This window comes from Sphingomonas sp. OTU376 (genome assembly GCF_038440415.1).
Classification (GTDB): domain Bacteria; phylum Pseudomonadota; class Alphaproteobacteria; order Sphingomonadales; family Sphingomonadaceae; genus Sphingomonas; species Sphingomonas kyeonggiensis_A.
In genome coordinates this window covers 1-4073 of the sequence record NZ_JASATQ010000130.1, presented here as the reverse complement: position 1 = coordinate 4073, position 4073 = coordinate 1, and the positions used below count along the sequence as shown (strand labels likewise).

The window sequence follows — 4073 nt, the reverse complement described above, 5'->3', positions numbered from 1 at the left end:
CCGCCCCCCCCCCCCCGGGGAGCAGGTTAATTGGATAGCGTCAGTCCTGATTGCCGAGAACTGTCACCAGCTCGAACAGGAAGGCGCGGCCCGAATAGAGCGCGTCGACCGCGAGCCGCTCGTTGAGCCCGTGGGTACCGTTTCCATCCGGGTCGGAATAAGTGCCCGGCGGGCCATAGGAGGGGATGCCGATCGCCTCGAGGAACACGCCGTCGGTAGCGCCGGTGGACATCATCGGCACCAGCGGCACGCCGGGGCGATGCTTCGCCAGCAGCTTCTCGATCGGCTTGACGATCTTCGGATCGAGCGGCACCGGCCGGGCGAGCGGGCCGCGCAGCTCGGGCAGGGTCACCGTCATCCGGGGATCGGCGATCACCCGGACCAGTTCGTCGCGCACCGCTTCCGCCGACACGCCGGGGAAGATGCGGCAATTGATGTTGGCACCGGCGCGCTGGGGCAGCGCATTGTTGGCATGGCCGCCATCGATCAAGGTCGCCACGCAGGTGGTGCGCAGCATCGAGTGGAAGGCCTTGTCGGTGTTGACGATCGCCTCGGCCGCCTTGTCGCCCGGATTGGCGGCGAGCGCGATCATCGCCTTGCCCATGTCGTCACCGCGCGCCGCGCCGGCCCGGGCGAAATAGGCCTTGGTCGTATCGGTCATCATCAGCGGGAATTCGAACTCGCGGACCTTCACCAGCGCGTCGGACAGCTCGTAGATCGCATTGTCCTTCACCGGCGCGGAGCTGTGACCGCCGGGATTGGTCGCCTCGATCCGGTAATTGACCGCGGTCTTCTCGCCGACATGGAGGTTGGCGGTGAGCAGCTTGCCCTTGCCGTCGGTGCGGCCACCGCCGCCTTCGTTGAGCGCGAACTCGGCGGCGATCAGATCGGGCTTGTTCTCGGCCAGCCACTTGGCGCCGTTGAACGCCCAGCTGGTCTCCTCGCCGCAGGTGAGCGCCAGCTTGAGCGTGCGCTTGAGCTTCGCCTTGCCGAGCTTGAGCCGGAGCATCGTGTCGATCCAGATCGCATCCAGCGCCTTCATGTCGGCGGTGCCGCGACCCCAGAAATAGCCCTTCTCCTCGACCAGCTTGTACGGATCGCGGGTCCAGTCCTCACGCTTGGCGGCTACCACGTCGATATGGCCGAGCAGCAGGATCGGCTTCAGCGTCTTCGACGTGCCGGGCAGGACGACGACCAGCCCGCCCTCCTTGGGATGATCGGGCACCGCGAAGCGGGTGATGTCGGCATCGCCATACCCCGCCGCGCGCAGCCGCACCTCGACCTTGTCGGCCAGCGCGGTGCAGCTACCGGTGGTGATGCTGGTGTCGGTCTCGACCAGTTCCTGATAGAGCGAACGCAGCGCTTCATTGTCCTGGGCCTGGGCCGGGAAAGACGCCAGCAGCACCGCAAGTCCCACCGCCAAACGCTTCATCGACCGCCCCTTTTCCGCCCCGGAATCTCGTCCACAATTCATCATGTTTCCCCGCGCGGGCAAAGCGCCATTTTGCTTCCGTTTCGTGACGCCAATACCTATATGCTGGGCATGGCAAGCGACGACACCACTCCCGAAAATACCCCGAACCAGAACAGCTACGGCGCAGACTCGATCAAGGTCCTCAAGGGACTGGACGCAGTGCGCAAGCGCCCCGGCATGTATATCGGCGACACCGACGACGGTTCGGGCCTCCACCACATGGTGTTCGAGGTCTCGGACAACGCGATCGACGAGGCGCTGGCCGGGCATTGCGACAAGATCATCATCCAGCTGAACGCGGACGGCTCGGTCTCGGTCGAGGACAATGGCCGCGGCATCCCGACCGGCATCCACAAGGAAGAAGGCGTCTCGGCGGCCGAGGTCATCATGACCCAGCTCCATGCCGGCGGTAAGTTCGAGAACACCAGCGACGATAACGCCTACAAGGTATCGGGCGGCCTGCACGGCGTGGGCGTCTCGGTGGTCAACGCGCTTTCCGAGTGGCTCGACCTCAACATCTGGCGCGACGGCGAGGAGCATTGGATGCGCTTCGCCTATGGCGACGCGACCGCGCCGCTCAAGGTGATCGGCAAGGCCCCCGAGGGCAAGAAGGGCACGCGCGTGACCTTCCTCGCCTCGACCGAAAAGGCCCCGGGCGACGGCGGCACCTTCCGCAACCAGATCGAATATGACTTCGACAAGCTCGAGCACCGCTATCGCGAGCTGGCCTTCCTCAATTCGGGCGTGCGCCTGTTCCTGCGCGACGCGCGGCACGAGGAAGTGAAGGAAGTCGAGCTTTATTACGAGGGCGGCATCGCGGCCTTCGTGAAGTGGCTCGACCGCAACAAGCAGCCGCTGATGCCCGATCCCGTGGCGATCGCCGGCACCCGCGACGACGTGACCATCGACGTGGCGCTGGAGTGGAACGACTCCTATTATGAGAACGTCCTCTGCTTCACCAACAACATCCCGCAGCGGGATGGCGGCACCCACCTCGCGGCGTTCCGCGCGGCGCTGACCCGCACGATCAACAGCTATGCCGACAAGAGCGGCATGCTGAAGAAGGAGAAGGTGACGCTCACCGGCGACGACATGCGCGAAGGCCTGACCGCGATCGTCTCGGTCAAGCTGCCGGATCCGAAGTTCAGCTCGCAGACCAAGGACAAGCTGGTCTCGTCCGAAGTGCGCCAGCCGCTCGAGAGCCTGATGGCGGACAAGCTGGCCGAGTATCTCGAAGAGAACCCGGCCAACGCCAAGACGATCATCCAGAAGGTGATCGATGCCGCCGCCGCCCGCGAAGCCGCCAAGAAGGCGCGCGAGCTGACCCGGCGCAAGGGCGTGCTCGACATCGCCAGCCTGCCCGGCAAGCTTGCCGACTGCCAGGAGCGCGATCCGGCCAAGTCCGAACTGTTCTTCGTCGAGGGTGACTCGGCAGGCGGCTCCGCGAAGCAGGGCCGCGACCGCCAGTTCCAGGCGATCCTGCCGCTGCGCGGCAAGATCCTGAACGTCGAGCGCGCGCGCTTCGACCGGATGCTCGCCAGCCGCGAGATCGGCACGATCATCACGGCGCTGGGCACCGGCATCCGCGACGACTTCAACATCGAGAAGCTGCGCTACCACAAGATCGTCATCATGACCGACGCAGACGTGGACGGCGCGCATATCCGCACGCTGCTGCTCACCTTCTTCTACCGGCAGATGCCCGAGATCATCCAGGCCGGGCACCTCTATATCGCCCAGCCGCCGCTCTACAAGGCGACCAAGGGCCGCAGCGAAGTGTATCTGAAGGACGATACCGCGCTCGACCAGTATCTGGTCGAAGGCGGCGTGGGCCTCACCCGGCTCGAGACGCATGAAGGCCCGATCTTCGGCGAGGAGCTGATGAAGCTGGTCGACCATGCCCGGCGCATGCGGACCCTGATGCGCTACGTGCCGCGCCGCTATGCACCCGACATCGTCGAGGCGCTGGCGCTGGCCGGCGCGTTCGATCCGGACGCGAGCCGCGAGCAGCGCGACGAGCGGCTGGGCGCGGTGACCCGCCGGCTCGACCAGACCGACGAGGATGCGCGCTGGAGCGCCCGCGTGACCGAGGATGGCGGTTTCCACTTCGAGCGGCTGTGGCGCGGCGTGACCGATCACCACATCATCGAGGCGGCGTTCCTGGTCTCGGCCGAAGGGCGCAAGCTCCACACGCTCGCCGCCGAGCAGGCGCAGAGCTATGCGGTGCTCGCCAAGCTGGTGCCGGCAAAGACCGCCGCGACCGAGGAGGTTGCCGCGCCGGCAGCCGAGGATGGCGAGGAACTGGTCGCCGCCGCCAAGGGCGAGACGCTGGTCGCGCGCCCGAGCGAACTGCTCGACGCGATCCTGGCGGCGGGCCGCAAGGGCCTGTCGATCCAGCGCTACAAGGGTCTTGGGGAGATGAACGCCGAGCAGCTGTGGGAAACCACGCTCGATCCGGCAAACCGCTCGATGCTGGTGGTGCAGATCGACCAGGCCGATGTCGCCGACGAGATCTTCACCCAGCTGATGGGCGACGTGGTCGAGCCGCGCCGCGACTTCATCCAGGAGAACGCACTGAGCGTGGCCAACCTGGACGTCT

2 protein-coding genes are annotated in these 4073 nt (G+C 66.1%); one reads left to right on the top strand and one right to left on the bottom strand.

Annotated features, from left to right (window positions below):
- Nucleotides 1-40 precede the first annotated feature (40 nt).
- On the bottom strand, nt 41-1432 hold the full coding sequence (locus AAHM44_RS24755; protein WP_184162168.1) for a M20/M25/M40 family metallo-hydrolase: 1392 nt from the start codon (nt 1430-1432) through the stop codon (nt 41-43).
- A 111-nt stretch (nt 1433-1543) separates the two neighbouring features.
- Between AAHM44_RS24755 and gyrB the strand changes: the two genes are divergently transcribed.
- The coding region (gene gyrB / locus AAHM44_RS24750) for a DNA topoisomerase (ATP-hydrolyzing) subunit B (RefSeq protein ID WP_409372581.1) at nt 1544-4073 on the top strand (2530 nt) is incomplete at its 3' end.

What these genes read in the sequence shown, in the direction of transcription:
- AAHM44_RS24755 (WP_184162168.1), bottom strand. Translation starts at nt 1,432, where the DNA reads ATGAAGCGTTTGGCGGTGGGACTTGCGGTGCTGCTGGCGTCTTTCCCG.